The organism is Paenibacillus sp. FSL H7-0918 (assembly GCF_038007025.1).
In the GTDB taxonomy this organism is placed as follows: Bacteria; Bacillota; Bacilli; order Paenibacillales; family Paenibacillaceae; genus Paenibacillus_AQ; species Paenibacillus_AQ odorifer.
The window spans coordinates 600,956-625,397 of the sequence record NZ_JBBOWJ010000002.1 but is presented as its reverse complement, the minus strand read 5'-3'; the positions used below and the strand labels follow the sequence as shown (position 1 = coordinate 625,397).

The window sequence follows — 24,442 nt, the reverse complement described above, 5'->3', positions numbered from 1 at the left end:
ATCTTCCTTCCCAATTACAAGATTGTTTGATTGTTTACAAAGCTTAAGAGGGGGAACCTTTTTTCTTCTCGAGGGCAACTACATAAGGTGCGTCCGTGCGCTGCAACTGGCGATATACAATGCTCTGCGCTACCTTAGGGGAAACAGTCGCAGCCCAAGCTTCAACAGCGGCGGCCTCGAGATCTCCGCCTGCATGGCCAGGATACAGTACAGCCGTAATAATTCCCCCCGGACGCAGCAGCTGGAGTGAAGCTTCCAGGGCTGCAATAGAGCTATCCGGCTCAGTAATGATATTCTTGTCGGCATCGCCTGAAGGCAGATAGCCAAGATTGAACATTACAGCACCAACGGTGCCTGGCCAGTTAGCCGGGACGGCTTCTGCCATTTCGGCATGGCTGCGTTCCAGTAAGGTAACGGCAGAGAGTGAGGAAGTGTCCTCCCGCGTAAGCCGGAGACGTTCTTCTGCCAGCTTCAGCGCCGCAGCTTGAATGTCAAAGCCGTAGACTTCGCCACGAGCTCCGGTTGTTTTGGCTAGAAAAAGCGTGTCAGCACCAGTACCTACAGTTGCATCAATCGCACGGTCACCTAAAGTTAGCCGCTCAGAGATTAATTTATGAGCAAAGCTTAGAACGGACATAAAGCCCATTAGCCCTTCCTCCAATACTTACCCTGCCAAGTATCACGAGCAACAAGCTCATCGTCAATGGCATTTAGCACTTCCCATTTCTTGAGACTCCACATCGGTCCAACTAAGAGATCCCGTGGGGCATCTCCAGTCAAGCGATGAACAATCATCTCAGGGGGCAGAATTTCAAGTGAATCAGCAATCAGCTTCACATACTCGTCCTGTTCCATGAATCGGAGCAATCCTGCTTCATACTGCTTCACCATTGGTGTTTTGCGCATGAGATGCAGAAGGTGAATCTTAATTCCCTGCACATCCATGCGAGCTACAGCAGATACCGTTTCAAGCATCATTTCGTGCGTCTCCTGTGGGAGACCGTGAATGATATGGGTACAGATTCGAATATTGTGACGGCGCAGCTTCTCCACAGCCTCCACATAACACTGCGTATCATGCGCCCGGTTAATAAGCTCAGAAGTGGAGTCATGTATAGTCTGAAGACCCATCTCTACCCAAAGATACGTACGCTTGTTCAGCTCTGCTAAATATTCGACCACATCATCCGGCAGACAGTCAGGGCGAGTAGCAATAGACAATCCAACGACACCAGGCTGCTGCAAAATAACTTCGAAATATTCTCTCAGCTCTTCGACCGGAGCGTACGTATTAGTATAGGCTTGGAAGTAACCGATATATTTAGCATTTGGCCATTTCAGATGCTGTCTGTCACGGACGTTATTGAATTGTGTGACTAGGTCATCTCGGCGGCTTCCGGCAAAATCACCAGAACCTCTGGCACTGCAAAATGTGCAGCCTCCCTTAGCAATGGAGCCGTCACGATTGGGACAGGTAAAGCCTGCATCAAGCATAACTTTGAATACCTTGGTGTTCATGTGTTCACGCATTTCGTAATTCCAAGTATGAAAACGTTTATCTCCCCAAAGTTGCGGAGGAGAAGTGTATTGAAGATTAGACACGAGAAGCCCCTTTCTGAAAATATAATTATGGATAACATTCCTTATCCTTATATTTTTCTGAGACAGATGGCGTCCTTATCCCAGAGAACGCACAGCCGTTTCTTATAATCCAATACATTGTATCAAAAAACCGAGCTCGGCGTAACATTGACTCCTCATAACGGCATGAAAAATAGGCAGGAAATAAGGCGCTTTCAGCTTGAAAATGCTTACATAGTATGTTATATTCAGAGTGTGAAAAGCTGCTGTGGCATAAAGAAATTCATCCAAGAGTTCATAATTTCGTGTCGTCCGATCCATAATAATAACCGTGAGGTGATAGCAATGAATTCTCAAACGGTATATGCTGAGGGTAAAGATTCGATTGAAGTCCACTTAACACCAGATGAAGCCCTTGCACTAACGGGCGTGGAATTTAACGGCAACCCTAAGATCAAGACAGATGCGCAGCGCAAAATTCGTAGCGCATTCGAAAAAAAGACATTTGCCACAAACACAAAGTAAATCCTGATTTGCCAGACAAGAACGAAATCTATTCCAATATACAACAACGAAGGAATTCCTCTGAACAGCTCATTTAAGAGCTGAACCAGAGAATTCCTTTTTCTTTTTTACCGCAATCCCTTTACTTTTTGGGACAATTTCGGCACAATATTGCAAGTGACAGTTATCGTATAAGAGATAATCGGAGGAATACCTATGCGTTTACGCGGAAGAAAAGGAATACGTGAAAGTTTGGAAGAACAGACGGATTTAGTCATTCTAGATCCTCGGAGTTATAAAGGTGAGTGGTCCAAGCTGTTCGGTAACGATCATCCGATCCATGTGGAGTTCGGAATGGGCAAAGGACAGTTTATCAGCCAAATGAGCTTTAAATACCCTGATATTAACTTTATCGGAGTGGATATGTATGATGAGCTGATCCGCCGTGCTGGAGATAAGGCTAGAGCAGTATGGGAGCCGGCAGGACATGAAACACCGCCTAACCTGAAATTGGCACTTGCAAATATCGATTATGCTGAGGAAGTATTTGCTCCGGGAGAGCTTGAACGGATTTATCTTAATTTCAGCGATCCGTGGCCTAAAAGCAAGCATGCCCGGCGTCGTTTGACACATCCACGTTTTCTTGACAAATATCGCGGTTTGCTTAGCGATCTAGGTGAAATTCATCTAAAAACAGATTCCCGCAGTCTTTTTGAGTTCTCATTAAATGCCTTTGCGGACTTTGGCTTGCAGATGAAAAATATTTCTTTGGACCTACATGCAGATGGCATCATCAACGAGGATCATATCATGACAGAATATGAGACGAAATTTGTCGGACGTGGCGTGAATATCCATCGTTGCGAGGCAATTGTAGGTGCAGAAGCACTCAAACAGTATCAGGCTACCCGATTGGATAAATATCGGCTGTAGTTACAAAGCACTGCTTCAAATGGCATGCTTCAATAATAAAGCGGCAACTCTCCAAGTAAAGTAGTTTGGAGGCTGCCGCTTTTTTAAATTAACTATTCCAATAATTCAATGATACTCTGAGCACATTGTAAAGGATGGTAGCGCGCAATTTCTTCAAGATGAAGTTTGCGCTTGTTTTGCACATCCTCATAGTTGTTTAAGAGGCGCTCCATCCACATTTCGACAACCTCTAAAGATTCGATGGGTTCTCCGAAGCCGGCTGCAGTAAAGTAGCGGCAATTCTCCTCCTCCTGCCCGGGAAGAGGGTGATGGAAGAGCATCGGAATACCTTTTGCAAGCCCTTCACTGCAGGTCATTCCTCCCGGTTTTGTAACCAGCAGATCGGATACCTCCATCAGCTTGTGGATTTCACGCGTAAAGCCGAGTAAGGAGATATTAGGATGATTATAATGCGGGTCTTCTTTCATTTCCTTTAGCAGCTGTTCGTTATTGCCGAGACAGAAAACAATCTGAATCTTGTCACGCCATTCCGCCAGACAAGCATTTACGACTTGGTCGTTCATGATTCCCCAGCCTCCGCCCATGACAAGAACGGTTGGCATCTCCCGCAGATTGAATTGCTCTCGAATCTCCTGCTTTCCGGGATGCTTCCAAAAATTAGGGTGTATCGGTATACCTGTTACCTGAATTTTCGTGGCAGGAATATTTCGGCTGCGTAATTTGGATTTAACCTCAGGTGTTGAAACCAGGTAAAGGTCTACCTCTGGGCTAATCCAGGTTGCATGCGCATCATAATCCGTTATGACGGTGACGAGCGGCACATTTAGGGTAGGATCCAATCTCTTTAGGCGGGACACTACAGCACCTGGAATAAAATGTGTGCAGACAATTACGTCGGGTTTCAGTTGCCTCACAATATTTTTGGCATGCGTATAAAATATACGATGCAAGGCAAGCGTGGTAAGACGATTGAATGATTTCTGGTGACGGTAGACATAACCCATCAATTTTGGCTGTGTCGTTACCGTCTTTCGGTAAGCAGACAGAATAATAGGTGCCATCTTGGGGTTTAAAAAATTTCCAAGTTCTAGCACCTTCGTTTGTAAATTAGGCGATAATTGGCGCAGACTGCTCGACAACGCATAAGCTGCTTGTGTATGTCCGGCGCCAAAACCTTCCGAGAGTATTAAGATTCTTTTTTTACGCAATGTTGATTCACCTATTCTCAAGGGTTTTCCCGGTTATTAACAATAAATGCTTTACATCCATAAGGCTATAGTACCAGCTGCTACGCAGGAACCGATCACTGCGCCAGCTATAACATCTGATGGATAATGCAATCCAAGATAAATACGAGAAAATCCGACAATACAAGCTAGCGGCAGCAGAATAACGGTCAAAGCAGGAAACGCCAGCATATAAGGGACCGTAGAAGCAAAGATAGCTGTAGTATGACCAGATGGAAAAGAATGATCCTTTAATGGATTACGAAAAGTATTGGTTTCCGGTAACGCCAGATAAGGACGCATACGCGGGTACAGTTTTTTGGCGATAGCTACGGGTATATGGCTGACAGCTAGTGCTGTTAAGGCTTGTAAACCTGTAGTTCTCCAAGGCTCAGGAGCTAATACCCATACCAGTATATTGATAACAATCGTGCTTGTAGCTCCACCCAAATGAGTAAGGTAAAAGAGCCAAAAGTTCAAAAAACGATTATGCATTCGTCCGTTGATCCACTTAAAAAGATGCCGCTCCCAGAGATGTAGTTTCATGAATAAATGTCTCATATCTAATTCCCTCCGCTAGTCCGGCTACCGTTAACAGATGTTAATGCAGTAATCCGTTCTATAGCTTAGATCTGTCTTAATCATACTTTTTAAAGGTAGTTCATTTCAAGGAAAAGCTCAGGTTTACACGAAATTTGCCAGTTTTGACTTAGAGCACTATTACGCTTTACAATGATTCAAGCAGACTAAACCTGTTTAAAAGGGTAAGAGATAAATAAGGATTCAAAAAAAGGAATCCATAGAATTCTTTTAAACAGCATATATAAAAATTGTGAAGTCTGCCGAGAATAAGAATACTCTTGGTCTATTGTTAAGGGATGCAACAAAAGGGTCAGAAAGAACGTCAAGCAAGCTAGAGAGAAAAAAAGAACACCAAGAGTGAAAAAAGGGGGCATCAAAAGGTCATGACAGACGCACTGTTTGTTACGCTCCAAGTGATCTTGGCAGCAATCGCAGTCTATCAGTTTACGTTTTCATTATTCGGACTGCACAGGAAAAAGAAAAAAACGCAGTATAAGCCGGAAAAATCTTTTGCCGTACTTGTTGCCGCACATAACGAGGAAGAAGTTGTCGGCGCATTAATGGAGAATCTGAAGCAGCTTAATTATCCATCAGAACTGTACGATGTATTTGTAATTTGTGACAATTGTACAGACGGTACAGCTCGCATCGTTAGAGAACACGGCATGAACGCTTGTGTCCGCACCAATGCAAATCTGAGAGGTAAAGGCTACGCAATAGAATGGATGCTTAAAGAGCTGTGGGCTATGCCGCGGCAATATGATGCTGTTGTCATGTTCGATGCTGATAACTTGGCGCATACTGAGTTCCTGATGGAGATGAATAATGATCTTTGTTCAGGTGCACGGGTAATCCAAGGTTATATCGACACCAAGAATCCAGAGGATTCCTGGATTACAGCTGCTTATGGTATTTCGTACTGGTATATTAACCGTTTGTGGCAACTTTCACGCCATAATTTAAATATGGCTAACTTCCTTGGCGGAACGGGAATGTGTTTTGAGACCACACTTCTTAAAGAAATGGGCTGGGGAGCTACAAGTTTGGTCGAGGACTTGGAGTTTACGATGCGTAGTGCAGCACATGGTGTATATCCTAAGTTCAATTATGATGCAAAGGTATTTGATGAGAAGCCGTTAACCTTCAAGGCTTCCTCAAGACAGCGTCTGCGTTGGATGCAGGGGCACTTCACTGTTGCTCGCCGTTATTTTTTCCCATTGCTTTGGCAAAGTATTAAAGAACGCAGCTTAACGAAGTTTGACCTCGCGCTTTATGGAGCGAATGTATATATTGTATTGCTCACTTTTTTAATGACGGCGGTAATGTGGGTAGATATGGCGTTCTTTAACGGACCGAATATCGCTAACATTTACGGCAGCTTGCCGATCTGGCTCAGCTTCCTGGCTATTGGCGCCAATCTGGTGACTTTTGGTATTGCGATGGCATTGGAGAAGGTTACGTTCAAGAAAGTATATGCTTATCTTGTATTCTTCCCGATCTACTTGATCTCGTGGTATCCGATTACGTTCTATGCGTTCTTCACGCAGAACAATAAGCAATGGAGCCATACCAAGCATACTCGCGTAGTACGACTTGAAGAAGTACAAAGTAAGCAGGTATAAAATTCACGAAATTTCTGCATAAAAGGATTGACACCCCAAATAGTGTGGTGTATAGTATTCAAGTACGCAAATCATAGGGATTGCAAGAAGAAGCACCTGCTTCTCACCTGACTGGCATATTCGCCGGCTGGTTTTGATCTCAATGCTTTATGAATGTTAATGTTCATGAACGTTGATCAAACACGGGGTGTCGGGTGTTACCGGCACCCCTTTTTTATGGAGTTACGTGAGAATAGTTGTTAAAAAGATCCGGAGGTGGAGAGTTATCAGTAAGGAACATATGATCAATGATGAAATTCGGGCCAAAGAGGTACGGTTGGTTGGTGCGGAAGGTGAGCAAATCGGAATTAAACCGATCCGCGAAGCGCTGCAAATGGCGATCGATCTTAATCTGGATCTAGTCAATGTAGCACCACAGGCTAAGCCGCCGGTATGCCGCATCATGGATTACGGCAAGTTCCGTTATGAAACGCAGAAGAAAGAGAAGGAAGCGCGTAAAAACCAGAAGGTCGTTGATATCAAGGAAGTCTGGTTCCGTGCTAACATTGAGGAACATGATTATCAAACTAAGTTCCGCAATGTGATCAAGTTCTTGGGTGAGGGCGATAAAGTGAAGTGCTCCGTACGTTTCCGCGGACGTGAGATTACACACGCGAATATCGGCCAAAAAATCCTCGAACGAGTGAAGAACGAAGTGGCTGATATATCTGTTGTTGAGCGCCAGCCAAAGCTGGAAGGCCGCAGCATGATTATGATTTTGGCTCCTAAAGCTCAATAAATCTGGAGTCACTTGCTTATCTGCAATTTGGCGCCGCATAATATTCAAGGAGGAAACACCATGCCTAAGATGAAAACACACAGCAGCCTGAAAGGCCGCTTCAAAATTACCGGAACTGGTAAAGTAACACGTTACAAAGCTCACAAAAACCACTTGCTGTCCCACAAATCTAAACGCGCTAAGCGCGTTCTGAACGGAAATCCAGTAATGGCCCCTGGGGATGTAAGACGTTTGAAACAAGGATTGGCTAACTTGAAATAGTTTATTACACATTTTTGGGAGGTTTATTAATATGGCAAGAGTTAAGGGCGGATTTGTAGTTCGTCGTAAACATAAAAAAGTGTTGAAATTGGCAAAAGGTTATTTCGGTTCTAAACACCGTATTTTTAAAACAGCTAAAGAACAAGTAATGAAATCGATGGTTTACGCTTACCGCGACCGTCGTCAAACTAAACGTAACTTCCGCAGACTGTGGATCGTTCGTATTAATGCAGCAGCTCGTTTGAACGGTCTTTCTTACAGCAAGCTTGTATACGGCCTGAAATTGGCTGGTGTAGAAGTTAACCGTAAAATGCTGGCTGATCTGGCTGTGAATGATCTTAACGCATTCAACTCCTTGGCTGGTATTGCTAAAGAGAAAATCAACGCGTAAGTGTTGTAATATAACCGAAAAGCACCGCCTGCGGGTTGCCCATGCAGCGGTGCTTTTTTGTGCGGTAAGATAGGGATGAAGCAGCGTTGACATTCCCTACATAAAAGAAAAAGCTCTGCATCTGCAGAGCTATTCCCAGTACTTTATGGTGTTTAATTGAGCGGCGAGTTTTTTGCTGATATTGCGGCGAACTTTTCGTAGCTCGGAACGTTCATTAGCAGATTCGTTGATCAGCTTCTCTTCGTCTGTCTCTGGGATGATAGCTGGGACCGGAGTAGGTGTGCCATCCTCTTCGACTGCGACAAAGGTTAGGAATGAAGTAGCAGCGACAGCGCGCTCTCCAGTATATAGATTTTCTGAAATGATCTTCACAAACACCTCTATGCTTGTCCGTCCGGTCCAGGAGACGAAGGATTCAAAGCATACGGAGTCAGTAGGGCGAATGGGTCTCAAGAAGTCTACAGAGTCTGTAGAGGCTGTGACGACGTTAGTTCGACAATGGCGCATAGCTGAAATGGAGGCTACTTCATCAATGCCGCTCATAAGCTTGCCACCGAATAATGTTTTGTGATTATTGACATCATTAGGGAAAACGCGTCCGGTTTTGAAGACACGGGATTCACGGCAATATTTGAAGGCCGGTGTTGTTTGTGGATTTATTTCTTCGGTCATGATCTGATAACTTCCTTTCAGTGCAATTACTAAGGAATCATAATAATAGAAAACACTTAAGTGTGCAATAATATTTGTAATGTGTTGGAATACTATACAGAGTAAAATCAGGGTTTCTGACATTAACCAGACATAACTGTAACATGCTATGTCATGGAAAGCGGTTACTTGCTAAAAAGTGCAAATTATTATTGACCTGAGGTCATTTATGCACTGGATTTTAGATTTTATTGCAGTTATAATTTGAACTAATGGAATGTCCAAGCAGAACACAGAAGACATCCAATATTTTAAGGGGGATTACATTCAATGAAAAAAGGTTTAAAGCTATCTCTTGCAATGTTGCTGTCTCTTACAGTCGTTTTGACAGGCTGTGGAAACAACAATAACAACGCCGCTAAAGGTGAAACTAATGCAGGAACCAATGCAGGAACAAACGCACCTAAATCCGATTTCAAATTTGGTATGGTTACTGACATTGGTGGCGTAAACGATAAATCGTTTAACCAATCCGCATGGGAAGCATTGCAAGCTCTTGAAAAAGAAACAGGTAGTGGCGTTAAGTACTTGCAAAGTAAATCAAATGCTGACTATGAGCCAAACCTTAACTCCTTCGTTAAAGATGGATACAACTTGACTTGGGGTATTGGTTTTGATCTTGGCGACGCAATTAAAAAAGTAGCTACTGAGAACCCAAATGCTAACTTGGCTATCATTGATAGCGTAGTTGAAGCTCCTAACGTAGCTTCCGTTACTTTCTCCGAAAATGAAGGTTCCTTCTTGGTTGGTGTGGTTGCTGGTCTGACTACAAAAACTAACAAAGTTGCATTCATCGGTGGTCTGGAAAGCCCTGTAATCAAACGTTTTGAAGCTGGCTTTAAAGCTGGTGTAGCAGCAGTTAACCCTTCAGCTAAAGTAACACCTACTTATGCTGGTGGTTATGACAAACCAGACGTTGGTAAATCTCTTGCGGCTACATTGTATAACGACGGAAACGACATTATCTTCCCTGCTGCTGGACAAACAGGAAATGGCGTATTCAACGAAGCTAAAGCTCGTAACAAAGCAGGCGGTACTAAAGTATGGGTTATTGGTGTAGATAAAGACCAATCCATCGAGTTTGGTACTGACGTTACTTTGACTTCCATGATCAAACGTGTAGACGAAGCTGTTCTTAAAGTTTCTAAAGAAGTAATTGACGGTACGTTCAAGGGTGGTACTACAACCGTTCTTGGTCTGAAAGATAATGGTGTAGGTATTTCTGATACTAAGGACAACGTTTCTGAAGAGATCCTGGCTAAAGTTGAAGAATACAAAAAACAAATCATTGATGGAACAATCACTGTTCCTTCCGAGTAATAGTTAGTCTCCATTTATTGCATTACAATAAGGATCAAAGAATAAGGCCGGTGTTGTGCTGGCCTTATTCCTTGTTAAAGCACTGGTTATGATAAGAGGAACATAGATATACCGCCTTACAAAGGGCGGTACATCCGTGTCTATAAGGTAGTTATATATTCTGTGATGAGGGTGATTCCATGAGTGCTGCGGCTCCTGTCGTAGAGTTGAAGCAAATCACAAAACGCTTTCCCGGTATTGTTGCTAACGATTCCATTAGCTTGACGCTTAAAAAGGGTGAAATCCTTGCATTGCTTGGTGAGAATGGTGCAGGCAAGTCCACTTTAATGAACATTGTATTTGGATTGTATCAACCGGATGAAGGCAGTATTGAAATCGACGGGAAACCGGTTATTATTGATAACCCCAATAAAGCTATTGAGCTTGGTATTGGTATGGTTCATCAGCATTTCAAGCTTGTGGAGCCTTTTACGGTGACCGAGAATATTGTTCTTGGGATGGAGCCGAAAAAAGGTCTTAAAATTGACTATAAATCCGCTGCGGAACAGGTTCGGAAGCTATCGGAGCAATATGGCCTGCAAGTGAATCCAAATGCCGTTATTCATGACATTTCGGTAGGTATGCAGCAAAGGGTAGAAATTATGAAGACCCTGTACCGTGGAGCGGATATTCTCATATTTGATGAGCCGACCGCAGTACTTACGCCTCAAGAAATTACGGAACTCATGGCGATTATGAAGCGGCTTGTTGCAGAGGGAAAATCCATTATTTTGATCACGCATAAGCTTAAAGAAATCATGCAAATATCTGATCGGGTCACCATTATTAGACGTGGGAAAGTAATTGATACTGTGAATACCGCAGAGACCAATCCTAATGAGCTAGCTGAAAAAATGGTTGGGCGTGGCGTAACTTTCAAAGTGGACAAGAAGGCTCCTGAGGTTGGCCAATCTGTACTCAAACTGAAGGATGTCAGCAGTAAGAGTAAAGATGGGGTCTCCGTACTGGATGGTCTTAGCTTTGAAGTTAAAGCAGGGGAAATTCTCGGGATTGCTGGCGTAGATGGTAATGGACAAAGTGAGTTGATCCAGGCCATTACAGGTCTGCGCAAAATTGATTCGGGTTCGATAACCGTGTCTGGCAATGAAATTGCTAATTTATCACCGCGAAAGGTTTCAGAGATGAATGTCTCTCATATTCCTGAGGACCGCCACAAGCATGGGTTAGTGCTTGATTTCACCATGAGTGAGAATATGGTTTTGGAAACCTATTATAAGAGTCCTTACAACAAAAATGGCTTTTTGCAAAATGATGTCATTGATAAGTACGCAGCGAAGCTTATAGAGCAATTTGATGTACGTACACCTTCAATAGAGACCAAAGCACGTTCTTTATCCGGCGGAAATCAACAGAAAGCGATTATTGCGCGGGAAATAGATAAAAATCCGACATTGTTAATTGCCGCACAACCTACACGCGGTCTAGATGTTGGGGCTATTGAATTTGTTCAGAAGCAACTCATAGCTCAGCGTGATCAAGGAAAGGCTGTTCTACTTATTTCCTTTGAATTGGACGAGATTATGAACGTCTCTGACAGAATCGCTGTTATCTATGAAGGGAAAATTGTCGGTGAAGTGTTCCCGCAAGATACGAATGATCAGGAACTGGGTCTTATGATGGCAGGCAGCTTGCAGCGGGGAGGTAAGGCAGTTGAATAAGTTCAAAAAAATCTTCACAACTGACAGCTACATCGTTCCTCTGGTTGCCATCGTGCTTGGTTTTCTTGTGGGAGCAATAGTTATGCTTCTGGGCGGTTATGATCCGATAACTGCTTACTCCGCACTGTTCAAACGTGTGTTTGGTAATTTGTATAACTTTGGTGAAGCTGTGCGCGAAATGACACCATTAATGCTTACAGGGCTAGCCGTAGCTTTCGCATTCCGTTCAGGGATGTTTAATATCGGGGCAGATGGCCAAGTAATGATTGGTATGACAGCGGCAACAGTGGTGGGTATTAAGATGGCAGGTCTGCCATCCTTCCTGCTTGTCCCGCTTGCTGTAATTATTGCGGGTGTCTGCGGTGGTTTATGGGCAGGGATTGCCGGTTATTTGAAAGCAAAACGTGGGATTAACGAAGTTATTACCACAATCATGTTAAACTGGATTGCTCTTTACCTGTCGAATTATATCGTTAGAAACTTTTTGTTGCTTCCAGGACAAAATCGTTCCGAGGATATTCCGGCCTCGCTTTCCATGACCTTTTTGAATTCGATATTTGATAATGCACGTCTACACTGGGGTACAGCTATTGCTCTTGCTGCAGCGGTATTCTTCTATGTGTACTTATGGAAGACCAAGCAGGGCTACGAAATGCGTGCAGTTGGTTACAATCCACATGCCGCCGAATATGCAGGGATGAATGTTGGACGTAACGTTATGAAGGCAATGTTCATAAGTGGTGTATTCGCCGGTCTGGCCGGAGCAGGAGAGGTGCTTGGTGTATTCCATTATCAAGCTATTTTCGCGGCATCGCCAGGATATGGATTTGATGGTATCGCTGTTGCTCTCCTTGGTTTAACACATCCACTTGGTGTTATTCTGGCTGCGATTCTCTACGGTACGCTGACTTATGGTTCTGCGGGTATGAGTTTTGCTGCAGATGTTCCACCAGAGCTTATTCGTATCGTTATTGGTTCAATCATATTCTTTATTGCGGCACAAGGGATTGTGCGCTGGGTGCTTAAGCCCTTTTACTTCAAGCGCAAGAAAGAGAAGGTGTTATAGATGGATCTGCAGACGTTAGGTCAACTGCTTAATACAACGCTTGTTTTTTCCACAGCGCTCATTTTTGCCTCACTTGGCGGCATCTTCTCTGAACGTTCCGGTGTCGTAAACATTGGACTTGAAGGTTTGATGATGTTTGGTGCCTTTGCGGCAGCAGTAGGCGGTTATTATGCTCAGGACGCTGGAATGGGCGAATGGGCTCCTTGGGTTGGTGTACTCTGTGCTATAGCTGTTGGTGTGCTAGGCTCACTAATTCATGCGGTTGCATCTATAACCTTTAAATCTGATCAGACGATTAGTGGTACGGTTATTAACTTTTTAGCTGCAGGAAGCACGCTCTATATGGTAAAGCTCCTGTTTGATGGATCTGCTGAAACACCGATCATTGATGGGTTTAGCAAGGTTGCAATTCCTGGGCTCTCCAAAATCCCAGTGATTGGTGAAGGGATTTTTAATTCCTATCCTACAACTTATCTGGCCATAATACTGGTCATCGTTATTTATTTGGTTCTGTTTAAGACGCCATTTGGATTGCGTTTGCGTGCAGTAGGTGAGCATCCAAGTGCTGCAGATACACTGGGTGTAAAAGTTAATCGGATGAGATATATCGGTGTAATGTTGAGTGGATTGATGGCGGGTATTGGTGGAGCTACAATCACTTTAACAACAACCGGAACCTTTGGTCATAATACAATCTCTGGTCAAGGTTTTATCGCCATTGCAGCGATGATCTTTGGGAAATGGAATCCACTTGGTGCCTTTGGTGCAGCGGTATTCTTCGGATTTTCCCAAGCGATCCGCAACTATGTTCAATTGTATGAGTGGTCACAAAATATTCCTCAAGAGTTTATCTTTATGATCCCTTATGTACTGACTATCATCGTGCTGGTAGGGGCTGTAGGCCGATCCTCTGCTCCTAAGGCATTAGGACAGCCATACGATCCTGGTAAGCGATAGACATGTAACTTTTCAAAGCCGTATTTCCGGTCTTTTCCCGGAAATACGGCTTTTTTATTAGGATCAGCAAGGATAAACATTGAGGCAGGAGGGCAAGTGTACAGGCGAAGGTCCTTTCCATCGAATAGACTGTTTTGTAGATGATGCAAATGAGAGGCGTACAAAACATTTAGGAGGGGATCATATGACTAAGCCAGTTACGAAGAAGCAGGTTATGAGACTCGTAGGTAAGCAGATCATTGCAGTAAAAAAGGACGGTACTCAGGTGACAGGGAAACTGCGTCGTGTATCCGGAAATCGTCTGATATTACAACGCGTAAGTGGTAAAAAAGTACAAACCAAAGCAATCATTCCTTTAGTGTTGTTTGATTTGCTAGCTATTGGTACAGCACCTTATGCTTTTGGTGGTGGCTATGGCGGTGGAGCGCCTTATGGCGGAGGTCCTGGCTATGGCAATCCTTATGGAGGTTACGGGTACGGAGGCACACCCTATCCACCTTTCGGATTCTTTTAAGTTCAGTTGAAATTCGATTTAACTAGATGAACCTTTTCTCCAATTCGTAACAGAAGCTTAGGGATTGATAACGGGCTACGCTGTAGCCCAATTTTTGATAAAAGGCAAGAGCTGCTGTGTTTCCTAAATCGACGGATACCTTAGCCCGATGACATCCGCGTGATAGTGCAAATCGTTCTGCTCGATCCATGAGCATATTCCCCAAGTGTTTGCGCCGTGCTGCGGGTGCTATGGCTAACATATCGATATAAAGTAAATCACCATGCAGCAGGAAATGGACAAACCCCATTGGATCACTCTCATAGTCGGGACAGGCGACTAAGGTGATACCGTGTCCCAGACGACGGGGGATATCTTTTTTGATTTTGGCAATTTCAGTCTTTGGTAAATGAGATAATGGTACAAGCTGTCGCTCGATTAAATCAAGGATAATGACGTCATCCTGCTTGGGTCGACGATAACGGATCATAGAGCGCCCCCTTTCTACGCATTGTCGTACATCATATGTCGGGAGCGTGGTGGGGGTTCCCAGCACGTAGAAGTAGGAGTTGTGACAATATTAAAAATAAGGGTATTGACTTATCCATGTTAGGAATCATATAATGTGTCTAAACATTTTATCGAACATACATGTATCGGCAATGATGAGGACGAAGTTTTAAGGGCTCTTTTGCTCAGAGAGTGTGAGGATCTGCTGCAACCTCCACCGAAATCCCTTATATACGAGCTCACCTCGGAGCTGTTTTCCTGAAAGGTCCACTGGCTAGAGTGGTGGAATTATTAGGGGAAATCGTTTAGTCCGCGTTAGGGACTTCAGGTTACAGAGATTAGGGCCCTTGCCTACATCGATGGATTTTTGTATACCTGATAAGGCGTTGCATCGCGAGATGTAATGCAAACATGGGTGGTACCACGGAAGATCAACCTTTCGTCCCTCACGCGCTAATACTGTGCGTGGGAGGCGAAAGGTTTTTTTGTTTTATAAGGAACCATTTGCTGATGTATAAAGGACGGTCCGTCATTTGCATAATGAATGTTAAATATCGGAGGAGGAATACTGATGAGCGCGCAAATACCGGAATTACGGTCTACTGAGCAGTTAAAAGAAAAATGGATGGAGCCGGAGGTCATTTCCGGTTCCGAGATATTACTCCGCAGCCTTGTATTAGAAGGTGTAGACACTGTATTCGGATATCCGGGTGGAGCTGTACTGTACATCTATGATGCATTGTACGGTTTTACGGATTTCAATCACGTGTTAACACGTCATGAGCAAGGTGCTATTCATGCAGCTGACGGTTACGCTAGAGCAAGTGGCAAACCAGGGGTATGTATAGCTACCTCAGGTCCCGGAGCAACGAATCTTGTAACAGGTATTGCTACAGCATATATGGACTCCACTCCATTGGTTGTAATCACAGGTAACGTATTCTCCAGCCTGATCGGTACAGATGCTTTCCAGGAAGCAGACATTACCGGGATAACGATGCCAATCACTAAGCATAGCTACTTTGTAAGAGATGTTGAGGATCTCCCCCGTGTTATACATGAAGCTTTTCATGTGGCGAATACCGGTCGTAAAGGTCCAGTGTTGATCGATATTCCGAAAGACGTATCAGCAGCGAAAACGTTGTTCACACCAGTGAAAACAGTGAATCTTCGGGGCTACAATCCTTGTACAGTTCCAAACAAACTGCAGCTTGATAAATTGGTTCGTGCGATTGCGGTTGCTGAACGTCCAATCATCATTGCAGGTGGTGGAGTTATTTACTCCGGAGCACATGAAGCTATGTTCGAATTCGTGAAACGGACAGAGATTCCAATTACTACAACCTTGCTGGGTCTCGGAGCTTTCCCTAGTGCAGAAGAACTTTGGATGGGAATGCCGGGTATGCATGGTACGTATACCGCGAATAATGCGATCCAACAGTGCGATTTGCTCATTAATATCGGTGCACGTTTTGATGACCGTGTTACTGGCAGACTGGACGGCTTCGCGCCAAAAGCCAAAATCGTGCATATCGATATCGATCCTGCAGAAATCGGGAAAAATGTATCGCCTGATATTCCGATTGTAGGCGATGTGAAAACGGTATTGGAAATGCTGAATCCTGAGGTTGGCCGCGCAGCTAATGCTGATGCTTGGAGAACACAGATTGCTCAGTGGAAGCTAGATCAGCCGCTTCGGTATAAGGATTCAGAAACAGAGCTTAAACCACAATGGGTGATTGAAATGATCAATGACACCACTAAAGGTGAAGCGATTGTTACAACGGATGTTGGTCAGCATCAAATGTGGGCTGCACAATACTATAAGTTCAATCATCCGCGTTCATGGATTACTTCAGGCGGTCTTGGAACGATGGGCTTCGGATTCCCGTCAGCTATCGGTGCACAGATGGCACATCCTGAACGGCTGGTAGTATCGATTAATGGTGATGGCGGCATGCAAATGTGTTCCCAAGAGCTAGCGATATGTGCGATTAACAATATACCAGTCAAAATTGTAGTAATTAACAATCAGGTGCTTGGCATGGTTCGCCAATGGCAGAATCTTATCTATGATAAACGTTACAGCTTTACAGACCTCGCAGGCAGTCCGGACTTCGTTAAGCTGGCTGAAGCCTATGGTGTAAAAGGTCTACGGGCGACGAATAAGGAAGAAGCACGTGATGCATGGCAGAAAGCACTGGAAACACCGGGTCCAGTATTGGTAGAATTCGTTGTTCCAAAAGACGAGAATGTCTACCCGATGGTAACTCAAGGTTCAACCATCGATCATATGCTGATGGGGGATGAATAACAGTGACAAGACATACGATTTCTGTACTCGTAAATGACCAGCCGGGTGTGCTTCAACGGGTGTCGGGTTTGTTCGGTCGCCGCGGATTTAATATTGAGAGTATAACGGTTGGCCAGTCTGAAGAGGTTGGATTGTCCCGGATGGTTATCGTTACTCTTGGAGACCAGCATACGCTTGAACAAATCGAGAAGCAGCTCTACAAGTTAATTGATGTAATTAAAGTCGTTGATCTTGGATCTAAGCCCATGGTTGCTCGTGAGCTGGCTCTGATTAAAGTGAATGCTGATCCAAGTGAGCGTCCGGAAATTATGGGCGTTGTAGAAACCTTCCGGGCTTCAGTTGTTGATATTGGCAGCACTACATTGTTAGTACAGGTAGTTGGAGATACAGTGAAGATTGATGCGATGATCGAGCTTTTGAAACCTTATGGAATCAGAGAGCTGTCTCGCACGGGTATTACGGCTATGGTACGCGGTAACTCTTAAATAGTTTATTTTGCGACTTTAACGGATTACTGCTTGATTGCATTAATCTGATATGATATGAATGAACTTCCCGCTAAAGAGCGGGAGCTTGAGGAGCAGCTAGATCTTCTATGATTCCAGTTCTCTTGAAGCACCCGCTCTTTATGATGGGTCTCAAATTAAAGGAGGATATTGACAATGGCAGTTACAACGTACTATGAACAGGATGCAGAACTTAGTGTATTAAAAGGAAAGACAATTGCGGTAATCGGGTACGGTAGCCAAGGACATGCCCAAGCACAAAACCTGCGTGACAGTGGTCTTCAAGTTGTCATCGGTCTTCGTGAAGGTAAATCTTTTGAAACTGCGAAAAATGACGGTTTTGAAGTATTGCCAGTAGCTGAAGCAGTATCCCGTGCAGATGTTGTGCAAATCCTAATGCCAGATGAAACACAGGCTTCGGTATATAAAAATGAAGTAGAACCAAACCTCAAAAAAGGCGCAGCTTTGATGTTCTCCCACGGCTTTAACGTACACTTTGGACAAATCGTTGCTCCTAAAGATGCAGACGTGTTGCTTGTAGCACCAAAATCTCCAGGTCACATGGTTCGTCGTACTTATGTTGAAGGCTTTGGCGTTCCTGGCTTGATTGCTATCGAACAAGATGCAACTGGAAAAGCTAAAGAAATCGGTCTTGCTTATGCAAAAGGTATCGGATGTACACGCGCAGGGGTTATCGAAACTTCCTTCCGTGAAGAAACCGAAACTGACTTGTTCGGTGAACAAGCTGTACTTTGCGGTGGTGTATCCGCACTGATCAAAGCTGGCTTCGAAACATTGACAGAAGCAGGATATGCTCCTGAGATGGCTTACTTCGAATGTCTGCACGAATTGAAGCTGATCGTTGACATGGTATACGAAGGCGGATTGTCCAGCATGCGCGATTCTATCAGTAACACTGCTGAGTACGGTGACTATGTAACTGGACCACGCATTGTAACTGAAGATACTAAAAAAGCTATGAAAGCTGTTCTGACAGATATTCAAGAAGGTAAATTCGCTCGTGACTTTATCCTTGAGAACCAATCCGGACGTGCTTTCCTTACCGCTACTCGCCGCAACGAAGCTGCTCACCCAGTAGAAGTTGTAGGTAGCCAATTGCGTGAAATGATGCACTGGATTAAGAAATAATCATAATCATACTTATGATTAAATAGTATTACCTTCAAATGCGGCCGTGACTTTGCGAGCCGCATTTGAGAGTTTCAGCACAATTTTTGGGAGGTGCTTAGCATGCGGAAAATTTATGTGTTCGATACGACACTGCGAGATGGAGAGCAGTCACCAGGTGTGAACCTCAACACGCGTGAGAAAGTGGAGATCGCTTACCAGTTAGAGAAGCTGGGAATTGATCGCATGGAAGCGGGTTTTCCTGCAGCTTCTCCAGGTGATCTAGCTTCTGTTAATGCGGTGGCAAGGGCTGTGAAAAACGTCACGGTAATCGGCCTTTCTCGTTCTAGAGAGACAGATATTGATGCTGTAAAAGAAGCACTACAGGGAGCGCAGGACCCTTGTATTCATATTTTTCTGGCTACATCTCCTATTCACCGCCAGCATAAGCTACGGATGGATAAGGCTCAGGTGCTGGAAACTGCACAGTCTGCTATCCGATACGCTAAAAAATATTTCCCTAAGCTCGAGTTTTCATTAGAAGACGCGGGCCGTACGGAGTATGATTTCATGGCTGAAATGGTCGGCATGGCTATCCGGGAAGGCGCTAATGTTGTTAATATCCCGGATACTGTAGGTTATTTGAATCCTTCGGAGTACGGAGCTATCTTTAAATATCTAAAAGAGAATGTGCCTGATATTGAACGCGTACAGCTTAGTGCCCATTGTCATAACGATCTTGGTATGGCTACAGCAAATACGCTGGCTGCGATTCAGAATGGTGCAGATCAGATCGAAGGAACGATCAACGGTATCGGTGAACGTGCCGGGAACACAGCGATTGAAGAAGTTGCGCTAGCGCTTGAGACACGGGCTGAATTTTTTGGTGCAAAAACATCGCTTACGTTATCTGAGATCTCTCGCACAAGCCGTCTGGTCAGCAAGCTTACAGGTATGGTGGTTCCAGGGAATAAAGCGATTGTAGGAGCTAACGCATTTGCTCATGAATCGGGTATTCACCAGGACGGGATGCTAAAAGAGAAAACTACCTACGAGATCATGACACCGGAGACTATTGGACTTAAAGAGAGCAAGCTGGTACTCGGCAAACACTCTGGACGGCACGCTTTCCGCGATAAGTTGAGTGATCTTGGGTATGATTTGTCCGAAGAAGAGCTGAACACCGCTTTTTCTAGATTTAAGGATTTGGCAGATAAGAAAAAAGAAGTATCAGATGAAGACATTTTGGCTTTGATTGAAGAGAAATTAATTGATACGCCAGAAGTCTTTAAGCTGCAAACGATGTTCGTTACTTATGGTAATGAAGCTGTTCCAACCGCCAAGGTTATTATTGCGGGTCCGGAAGACCAGCCGATTGTAGCTGAGGCCGAAGGTAATGGTTCAGTAGATGCCATCTACAATGCTATTGATAAAGCCACGAATGAGGAAGTTACCCTTGGAGATTATTCGATTAAATCGGTCTCCCGTGGTAAAGATGCGCAGGGTGAGGTTCATGTGGTGCTTTCGCAGGGAGAAGTAGCTGCACAAGGCCGTGGACTTAGCACCGATATTCTAGAAGCAAGTGCCCGCGCTTATATTGATGCGCTGAACAAGCTTCTGGAGAAGCGTAAGACTTACACCAAACGTGATCACGCTAGTCTATAAGATGTACAATGTTATTTTTATTTTCCACTAAGTAGTAAATACGACAGGGATATGCGAGTTATTGCGCATATCCCTGTTTTTTTTTTGCAATAAAAAGATCTCCAAGACTGCAATAGGACGCTGTTCAGATTATGTATAGATGGACTATTTACAATAGTTGTTAGGTTGCAAATTTATATCATGAGAAAGAGTCAAGGAGGTTAATGCGGGGGAGTAGAGTACGGGATTCAAAGGATAAAGCTTAGGAAAAGCACGATAAACGGAGTGATAAAGGAGGCATTTTTAATAATGTTATCAAAAAAGAAAATTAGCGCATTGCTCGTAGTATTCTTGCTTGTGACGCAATGGGCTTACAGCTTTGGCTTTGGAGTCAATTCGCAGGCATATGCGAGTGGCAACGGTACTGTAATTGGAGATGACCTCATTACTAGTGTTACGCTTGCTGTATACACCGATGATAAATACACAAATACGGTTACAGAAAGCGTATATGAACTTGATTCCTATTCGGAATTGAACTATACATGGTCACTTCCAGATGGGCATGGATATAAGGATGGGTCCACCTATACCTTTGATCTTCCAACACAGTTTGAACTTTATAACGATCTGAATGGTGATCTTATTTTTGACGATGAGCCTGTAGGGACTTATACCGTCGACAAAAATACTAACCGCGTTGTATTTACATTTAATGCTTATATCGAAACTCACGATAAAGTGGGAGGGACTTTCTCCGTAAGGTCGCTTTTGAGCTCCAAGAAAATTACAGGCTCCACGAAGCAAACCCTGATTTTCCCGATACAAGGCGGTACTCAGACCATTGAGCTTAATTTTAAGCCGAAGGTTAGCTCTACTATAGAAAAAGACGGTTCGCCTAAGCCGCAGTATTATAATCCAACAAGCATCGCTTGGACGGTTGATGTGAATAAGGCACTGGAAAGCGTAAAAAATGCAGTTGTCACCGACACACTCCCTGCGGGATTATCACTGAATACGGTATCTATTGCTGTTTATGAGCTTGATGTGAAGGTCGATGGGACTGTGAGTCTTGGCAATCTAGTGGACAGCAGCAAGTATGATGTGACAGGATCCACTTTGGGAGAGTTAAAGCTGAAATTTGCGGATAACCCGCTTACTAAGGCTTACCGGATTGGCTTCTCTACGGATATTACTGGTACTGGTGTAGATGCGAAAACCTTTTTGAATGAGGCAGTCTTAACAGGAGATAACGGATTTTCTAAAAAGGCTAGCACTACAGTTACAGTAGGACGTGGTAAACCACTATCGAAAGAGTCCACCAATTACGATGCAGCGAATCAGGTGATTTCCTGGGCTGTTAATTTCAATTACAATGAAAAAACAATTTTAGCGGCAAATGCTATTTTGAAGGATACATTCAATAACACCCAAGATCTAATTCTCAGCTCGGTTAAAGTTTATCCTGTAACGATCGACAGTAATGGCGACGGGGTTAAAAGCGCGGAAATCGCTTCAAGCGAATATACAATAACTCCAACAACTGCAACGGGATTAAATGGTTTTGATCTGAAATTTAACAATGATATAAATTCTGCCTACCGTATTGAATATCAGACAAAGGCAAATGGCAGAGTATTTGATGATGGCAAGATTACGAATAAGATTACTTATGATGGAAAAACAGAAACAGGTTACAGTGATATCAAGCAGCAAATTCTCCATAAAAATTATAGCAACGTTAATTATGCGACTAAGACCCTCGATTGGACTATCCAAATTAACGATGACAGCAAGACTATGGAAAATCCAGTGGTGACAGATACTTTTGGCAATGCTGGATTAAAGCTTGTCCCGGGTACATTAAAGGTTCAACCAACTAAAGGCGGAACTGCTACCGTCCATAGTGTTGTTTACAATGCGCATGATCCGGTTGCAGTAAACGATGGATTTGTGATTACTTTTAATGCGCCGATAAATGAACCTTACACAATTACTTATACAACAAGCTTTAACTATGATTGGCTGGCTCCGGGCAAAACTCAATTCACTAATACAGGTGCACTCGATTGGAAAGAAACGGTTAATGGGGTGCAGGAGTCTAAGCATAAAGAAGCGACCGTAATCTTTAATCCAAGAGATGAGGTTAAAAACAATGGGAAGAAGAGTGGTTCCTACAATGCTGTAACTAAGGAAATCACTTGGAACATTGGGGCTAATTATAATCAGAAAACGTTAAACCAAGCTCAACTGGTTGATACCATTTCAGCTGGCCAAGTTGTAAATATGGATTCTGTGAAAGTGAATAAATGGGAGTATGGAAAGGATGGAAATCCTTCTCCTCAAGCTAGTGTGAATTCCGCGGACTATAAAGTGGAGCTGGATGGCAGTGAGCTGAAGGTGACATTTAATAAAACGATTAATTATGCGTTCTACGTCACTTTCAAAACAACGTTCGCGGATCAAGCGATTGATTCAAATGAAATTAAAAATACAGCTACGTTATATGACGGTGCGAAAGTAGAGTCCGCTAAACTGCAAGCTTCTGTTAATATCCCTCAGGGCGGGGAATACGTTAACAAAGAAGGTGCGCAGGATGGCAATAAAATACATTGGACGGTTTACATCAACCGTAACCAATCTTTTGTAAAAGAAGCGGTAATTACGGATATTCCAAGCGACAATCAAATCCTGCTGTCCAATACATTCCATGTCTACAAAACGAAAGTTGCAAGCAATGGGGATGTAACATCGACCAACCAAGAATTGGTGAGTGGTACAGATTATAAGCTGGAAATCACTACGGATAATGACGGAAAAGAAAGCTTTAAGCTTAGTTTCCTGAAGGATATTTCCGAAGCTTATATTTTGAAATATGACTCCCTGATCACAGCACAAAACAATGATAAGGTAACCAATAAGGTTAGTTTCGATGGTAAAAACATCAAGGTAGTTCCAGGTGTAAGCACCGAGGAAATTATCGTTAAGCTCTCTAGCGGCTCCGGCACAGGAAGCGGCGTAAGAGGACCGTTGACGATTACCAAAGTAGAAGACGGGAATACGAGTAAGGTGTTAAGTGGGGCCGTTTTTGATCTGTATCGGGTAGTTGATGCCGATAAGATCTGGATTAAGGAAGGCACTACGGATACAAACGGGATACTTGAATTTACCAAACTGACAGGTGGGAAATATATATTAATTGAGAAAACAGCGCCTGCTGGTTATGTTCTTGATCAAACACCACATGAAGTGACTATTTCTTCGACGACAGGGATAAGCCTTGAGGTAAAAAACAAAGTTCCGACACCAACAGCAACGCCTATACCGACCGTAACGCCCGCACCAACGGTAACACCAACGCCAGCGCCAACAGCAACACCAACGCCAGCGCCAACAGCAACGCCAACGTCGACACCGACAGCAACACCAACGTCGACGCCAACAGCAACACCAACGTCGACGCCGACAGCAACACCAACGTCGACACCGACAGCAACACCAACGTCGACGCCGACAGCAACACCAACGTCGACGCCGACAGCAACGCCAACGTCGACGCCGACAGCAACGCCAACGTCGACGCCAGAGGAACCGACAGGTCCTATCTGGACACCATCACCGACACCGGAAGTAGTCGTTACTTCTACACCAACAGCAACACCAGTTGTGGTGGCAACACCTTCGCCAACACCGATGGTAACGCCAGTGTCGACGGCAACGCCAACGGTTACGCCAACAGCTACTCCAAGCCAGCCTGTGGCAACTAGTACGCCTGTTGTTCCGCAGGTAACCCCACCTGTGCAGAAAGAGATTACCAATGAAGATGTTCCTATTGAAGGTGAAATTCCACTTGGGGGAGTGCCAAGCTTGGGAGATGAGCCGGGACATGGTAAAGTGACTATTACTAAGGATGGCAAATGGGTCTACACACCTGATCCGGGCTATATTGGTAAAGATAAGTTCACCATTATTGTTACAGATGAGAATGGAAATGAAGAAGAAATCCTCATAGAGATTGATGTGGAGGAAGTACCAAAGGGTACAGTTACTGAGCCGGGAAATAACAGCAATAAACCGACTCAGCTTCCGAAAACAGGAGAAGACAGCGCGTTTCCGATCTACTTGGCTGGTGGAAGTCTGGTGCTTTTAGGGTTTGTATTAACAAGACGATTCAAACGTAATAACTAGGAAGGTAAT

The 24,442-nt window shown here is 44.0% G+C and carries 22 protein-coding genes; 16 read left to right on the top strand and 6 right to left on the bottom strand.

Going from position 1 to position 24,442, the window contains the following annotated elements; genetic code table 11:
* Nucleotides 1-43: 43 nt before the first annotated feature.
* Together MHI15_RS16710 and MHI15_RS16705 are read right to left on the bottom strand one after the other, a co-directional pair.
* Nucleotides 44-646: a class I SAM-dependent methyltransferase gene (locus MHI15_RS16710; RefSeq protein WP_341164625.1), complete on the bottom strand. Its 603-nt coding sequence runs from the start codon at nt 644-646 to the stop codon at nt 44-46.
* Entirely contained in the window at nt 646-1,602 is a 957-nt protein-coding gene (locus MHI15_RS16705; RefSeq protein ID WP_076107276.1) for a TIGR01212 family radical SAM protein, read from the bottom strand. The genes MHI15_RS16710 and MHI15_RS16705 overlap by 1 nt, the downstream gene beginning before the upstream one ends.
* Nucleotides 1,603-1,926: 324 nt before the next feature.
* On the opposite strand from MHI15_RS16705, the gene MHI15_RS16700 reads away from it, so the two are divergent.
* Nucleotides 1,927-2,106 carry a hypothetical protein gene (locus tag MHI15_RS16700; RefSeq protein ID WP_036679526.1) on the top strand — a complete coding sequence of 60 codons (180 nt, stop codon included), beginning with the start codon at nt 1,927-1,929 and terminating at the stop codon, nt 2,104-2,106.
* Between the two features lie 195 nt (nt 2,107-2,301).
* Nucleotides 2,302-3,018, top strand: a complete 717-nt coding sequence (gene trmB / locus MHI15_RS16695) for a tRNA (guanosine(46)-N7)-methyltransferase TrmB (protein WP_036679523.1) — start codon at nt 2,302-2,304, stop codon at nt 3,016-3,018.
* A 92-nt stretch (nt 3,019-3,110) separates the two neighbouring features.
* On the opposite strand, the gene MHI15_RS16690 is transcribed toward trmB, so the two are convergent.
* Together MHI15_RS16690 and MHI15_RS16685 are read right to left on the bottom strand one after the other, a co-directional pair.
* A complete protein-coding gene (locus MHI15_RS16690) occupies nt 3,111-4,226 on the bottom strand; it encodes an MGDG synthase family glycosyltransferase (RefSeq protein WP_076128064.1) in 1,116 nt (371 codons plus the stop codon).
* Nucleotides 4,227-4,277: 51 nt separating this feature from the next.
* Nucleotides 4,278-4,805, bottom strand: coding sequence for a phosphatase PAP2 family protein (locus MHI15_RS16685; protein ID WP_076128062.1), 528 nt, complete (start codon nt 4,803-4,805; stop codon nt 4,278-4,280).
* A gap of 404 nt (nt 4,806-5,209) precedes the next feature.
* Here MHI15_RS16685 and MHI15_RS16680 point away from each other — a divergent pair, with 404 nt between their 5' ends.
* From MHI15_RS16680 to rplT, 4 genes are all read left to right on the top strand, one after another.
* Nucleotides 5,210-6,448 carry a glycosyltransferase family 2 protein gene (locus tag MHI15_RS16680; RefSeq protein ID WP_036679513.1) on the top strand — a complete coding sequence of 413 codons (1,239 nt, stop codon included), beginning with the start codon at nt 5,210-5,212 and terminating at the stop codon, nt 6,446-6,448.
* Between the two features lie 280 nt (nt 6,449-6,728).
* Nucleotides 6,729-7,226 (top strand): translation initiation factor IF-3, encoded by a 498-nt coding sequence (gene infC / locus MHI15_RS16675; RefSeq protein ID WP_036679510.1) that lies wholly within the window; start codon nt 6,729-6,731, stop codon nt 7,224-7,226.
* A 60-nt stretch (nt 7,227-7,286) separates the two neighbouring features.
* Nucleotides 7,287-7,487, top strand: coding sequence for a 50S ribosomal protein L35 (gene rpmI, locus MHI15_RS16670; protein ID WP_036679507.1), 201 nt, complete (start codon nt 7,287-7,289; stop codon nt 7,485-7,487).
* Between the two features lie 31 nt (nt 7,488-7,518).
* A complete protein-coding gene (rplT, locus tag MHI15_RS16665) occupies nt 7,519-7,878 on the top strand; it encodes a 50S ribosomal protein L20 (RefSeq protein WP_036679505.1) in 360 nt (119 codons plus the stop codon).
* Between the two features lie 129 nt (nt 7,879-8,007).
* Here the strand turns inward: rplT and MHI15_RS16660 are convergent, their stop codons facing one another.
* Nucleotides 8,008-8,550, bottom strand: coding sequence for an acyl-CoA thioesterase (locus MHI15_RS16660; RefSeq protein ID WP_051491073.1), 543 nt, complete (start codon nt 8,548-8,550; stop codon nt 8,008-8,010).
* A 309-nt stretch (nt 8,551-8,859) separates the two neighbouring features.
* On the opposite strand from MHI15_RS16660, the gene MHI15_RS16655 reads away from it, so the two are divergent.
* The 5 genes from MHI15_RS16655 to MHI15_RS16635 all read left to right on the top strand — a co-directional run bounded on the left by MHI15_RS16655 (nt 8,860) and on the right by MHI15_RS16635 (nt 14,164).
* Entirely contained in the window at nt 8,860-9,909 is a 1,050-nt protein-coding gene (locus tag MHI15_RS16655; RefSeq protein ID WP_076107271.1) for a BMP family lipoprotein, read from the top strand.
* A 179-nt stretch (nt 9,910-10,088) separates the two neighbouring features.
* Nucleotides 10,089-11,627 carry an ABC transporter ATP-binding protein gene (locus tag MHI15_RS16650; RefSeq protein ID WP_036679500.1) on the top strand — a complete coding sequence of 513 codons (1,539 nt, stop codon included), beginning with the start codon at nt 10,089-10,091 and terminating at the stop codon, nt 11,625-11,627.
* Nucleotides 11,620-12,693 carry an ABC transporter permease gene (locus tag MHI15_RS16645; RefSeq protein ID WP_076107269.1) on the top strand — a complete coding sequence of 358 codons (1,074 nt, stop codon included), beginning with the start codon at nt 11,620-11,622 and terminating at the stop codon, nt 12,691-12,693. Before MHI15_RS16650 ends, MHI15_RS16645 begins: the two co-directional genes overlap by 8 nt.
* Nucleotides 12,694-13,650 carry an ABC transporter permease gene (locus MHI15_RS16640; RefSeq protein ID WP_036679496.1) on the top strand — a complete coding sequence of 319 codons (957 nt, stop codon included), beginning with the start codon at nt 12,694-12,696 and terminating at the stop codon, nt 13,648-13,650.
* A 184-nt stretch (nt 13,651-13,834) separates the two neighbouring features.
* Nucleotides 13,835-14,164, top strand: a complete 330-nt coding sequence (locus MHI15_RS16635) for a hypothetical protein (RefSeq protein ID WP_341164624.1) — start codon at nt 13,835-13,837, stop codon at nt 14,162-14,164.
* A gap of 22 nt (nt 14,165-14,186) precedes the next feature.
* Here MHI15_RS16635 and MHI15_RS16630 read toward each other — a convergent pair whose 3' ends face one another.
* Nucleotides 14,187-14,633, bottom strand: a complete 447-nt coding sequence (locus MHI15_RS16630) for a GNAT family N-acetyltransferase (RefSeq protein ID WP_036679492.1) — start codon at nt 14,631-14,633, stop codon at nt 14,187-14,189.
* A gap of 591 nt (nt 14,634-15,224) precedes the next feature.
* On the opposite strand from MHI15_RS16630, the gene ilvB reads away from it, so the two are divergent.
* From ilvB to MHI15_RS16605, 5 genes are all read left to right on the top strand, one after another.
* A complete protein-coding gene (ilvB, locus tag MHI15_RS16625) occupies nt 15,225-16,967 on the top strand; it encodes a biosynthetic-type acetolactate synthase large subunit (protein ID WP_076304533.1) in 1,743 nt (580 codons plus the stop codon).
* The gene (ilvN, locus tag MHI15_RS16620) at nt 16,964-17,452 is read left to right on the top strand and encodes an acetolactate synthase small subunit (RefSeq protein ID WP_170914191.1); all 489 of its coding nucleotides are present in this window, start codon (nt 16,964-16,966) and stop codon (nt 17,450-17,452) included. The genes ilvB and ilvN overlap by 4 nt, the downstream gene beginning before the upstream one ends.
* A gap of 177 nt (nt 17,453-17,629) precedes the next feature.
* Entirely contained in the window at nt 17,630-18,622 is a 993-nt protein-coding gene (gene ilvC / locus MHI15_RS16615; protein ID WP_036679485.1) for a ketol-acid reductoisomerase, read from the top strand.
* Between the two features lie 102 nt (nt 18,623-18,724).
* Nucleotides 18,725-20,266, top strand: a complete 1,542-nt coding sequence (locus MHI15_RS16610) for a 2-isopropylmalate synthase (RefSeq protein WP_038569217.1) — start codon at nt 18,725-18,727, stop codon at nt 20,264-20,266.
* Between the two features lie 288 nt (nt 20,267-20,554).
* Entirely contained in the window at nt 20,555-24,433 is a 3,879-nt protein-coding gene (locus MHI15_RS16605) for a collagen binding domain-containing protein (protein ID WP_341164623.1), read from the top strand.
* The last annotated feature ends 9 nt before the right edge of the window (nt 24,434-24,442 follow it).

Coding starts and splice junctions, on each gene's coding strand:
- MHI15_RS16650 (WP_036679500.1), top strand. CDS start 10,089: ATGAGTGCTGCGGCTCCTGTCGTAGAGTTGAAGCAAATCACAAAACGC.
- MHI15_RS16640 (WP_036679496.1), top strand. CDS start 12,694: ATGGATCTGCAGACGTTAGGTCAACTGCTTAATACAACGCTTGTTTTT.
- MHI15_RS16605 (WP_341164623.1), top strand. CDS start 20,555: ATGTTATCAAAAAAGAAAATTAGCGCATTGCTCGTAGTATTCTTGCTT.
- MHI15_RS16660 (WP_051491073.1), bottom strand. CDS start 8,550: ATGACCGAAGAAATAAATCCACAAACAACACCGGCCTTCAAATATTGC.
- ilvC (WP_036679485.1), top strand. CDS start 17,630: ATGGCAGTTACAACGTACTATGAACAGGATGCAGAACTTAGTGTATTA.
- MHI15_RS16655 (WP_076107271.1), top strand. CDS start 8,860: ATGAAAAAAGGTTTAAAGCTATCTCTTGCAATGTTGCTGTCTCTTACA.
- rplT (WP_036679505.1), top strand. CDS start 7,519: ATGGCAAGAGTTAAGGGCGGATTTGTAGTTCGTCGTAAACATAAAAAA.
- ilvB (WP_076304533.1), top strand. CDS start 15,225: ATGAGCGCGCAAATACCGGAATTACGGTCTACTGAGCAGTTAAAAGAA.
- rpmI (WP_036679507.1), top strand. CDS start 7,287: ATGCCTAAGATGAAAACACACAGCAGCCTGAAAGGCCGCTTCAAAATT.
- infC (WP_036679510.1), top strand. CDS start 6,729: ATGATCAATGATGAAATTCGGGCCAAAGAGGTACGGTTGGTTGGTGCG.
- MHI15_RS16685 (WP_076128062.1), bottom strand. CDS start 4,805: ATGAGACATTTATTCATGAAACTACATCTCTGGGAGCGGCATCTTTTT.
- MHI15_RS16680 (WP_036679513.1), top strand. CDS start 5,210: ATGACAGACGCACTGTTTGTTACGCTCCAAGTGATCTTGGCAGCAATC.
- MHI15_RS16700 (WP_036679526.1), top strand. CDS start 1,927: ATGAATTCTCAAACGGTATATGCTGAGGGTAAAGATTCGATTGAAGTC.
- MHI15_RS16630 (WP_036679492.1), bottom strand. CDS start 14,633: ATGATCCGTTATCGTCGACCCAAGCAGGATGACGTCATTATCCTTGAT.
- MHI15_RS16710 (WP_341164625.1), bottom strand. CDS start 646: ATGGGCTTTATGTCCGTTCTAAGCTTTGCTCATAAATTAATCTCTGAG.
- MHI15_RS16635 (WP_341164624.1), top strand. CDS start 13,835: ATGACTAAGCCAGTTACGAAGAAGCAGGTTATGAGACTCGTAGGTAAG.
- MHI15_RS16610 (WP_038569217.1), top strand. CDS start 18,725: ATGCGGAAAATTTATGTGTTCGATACGACACTGCGAGATGGAGAGCAG.
- trmB (WP_036679523.1), top strand. CDS start 2,302: ATGCGTTTACGCGGAAGAAAAGGAATACGTGAAAGTTTGGAAGAACAG.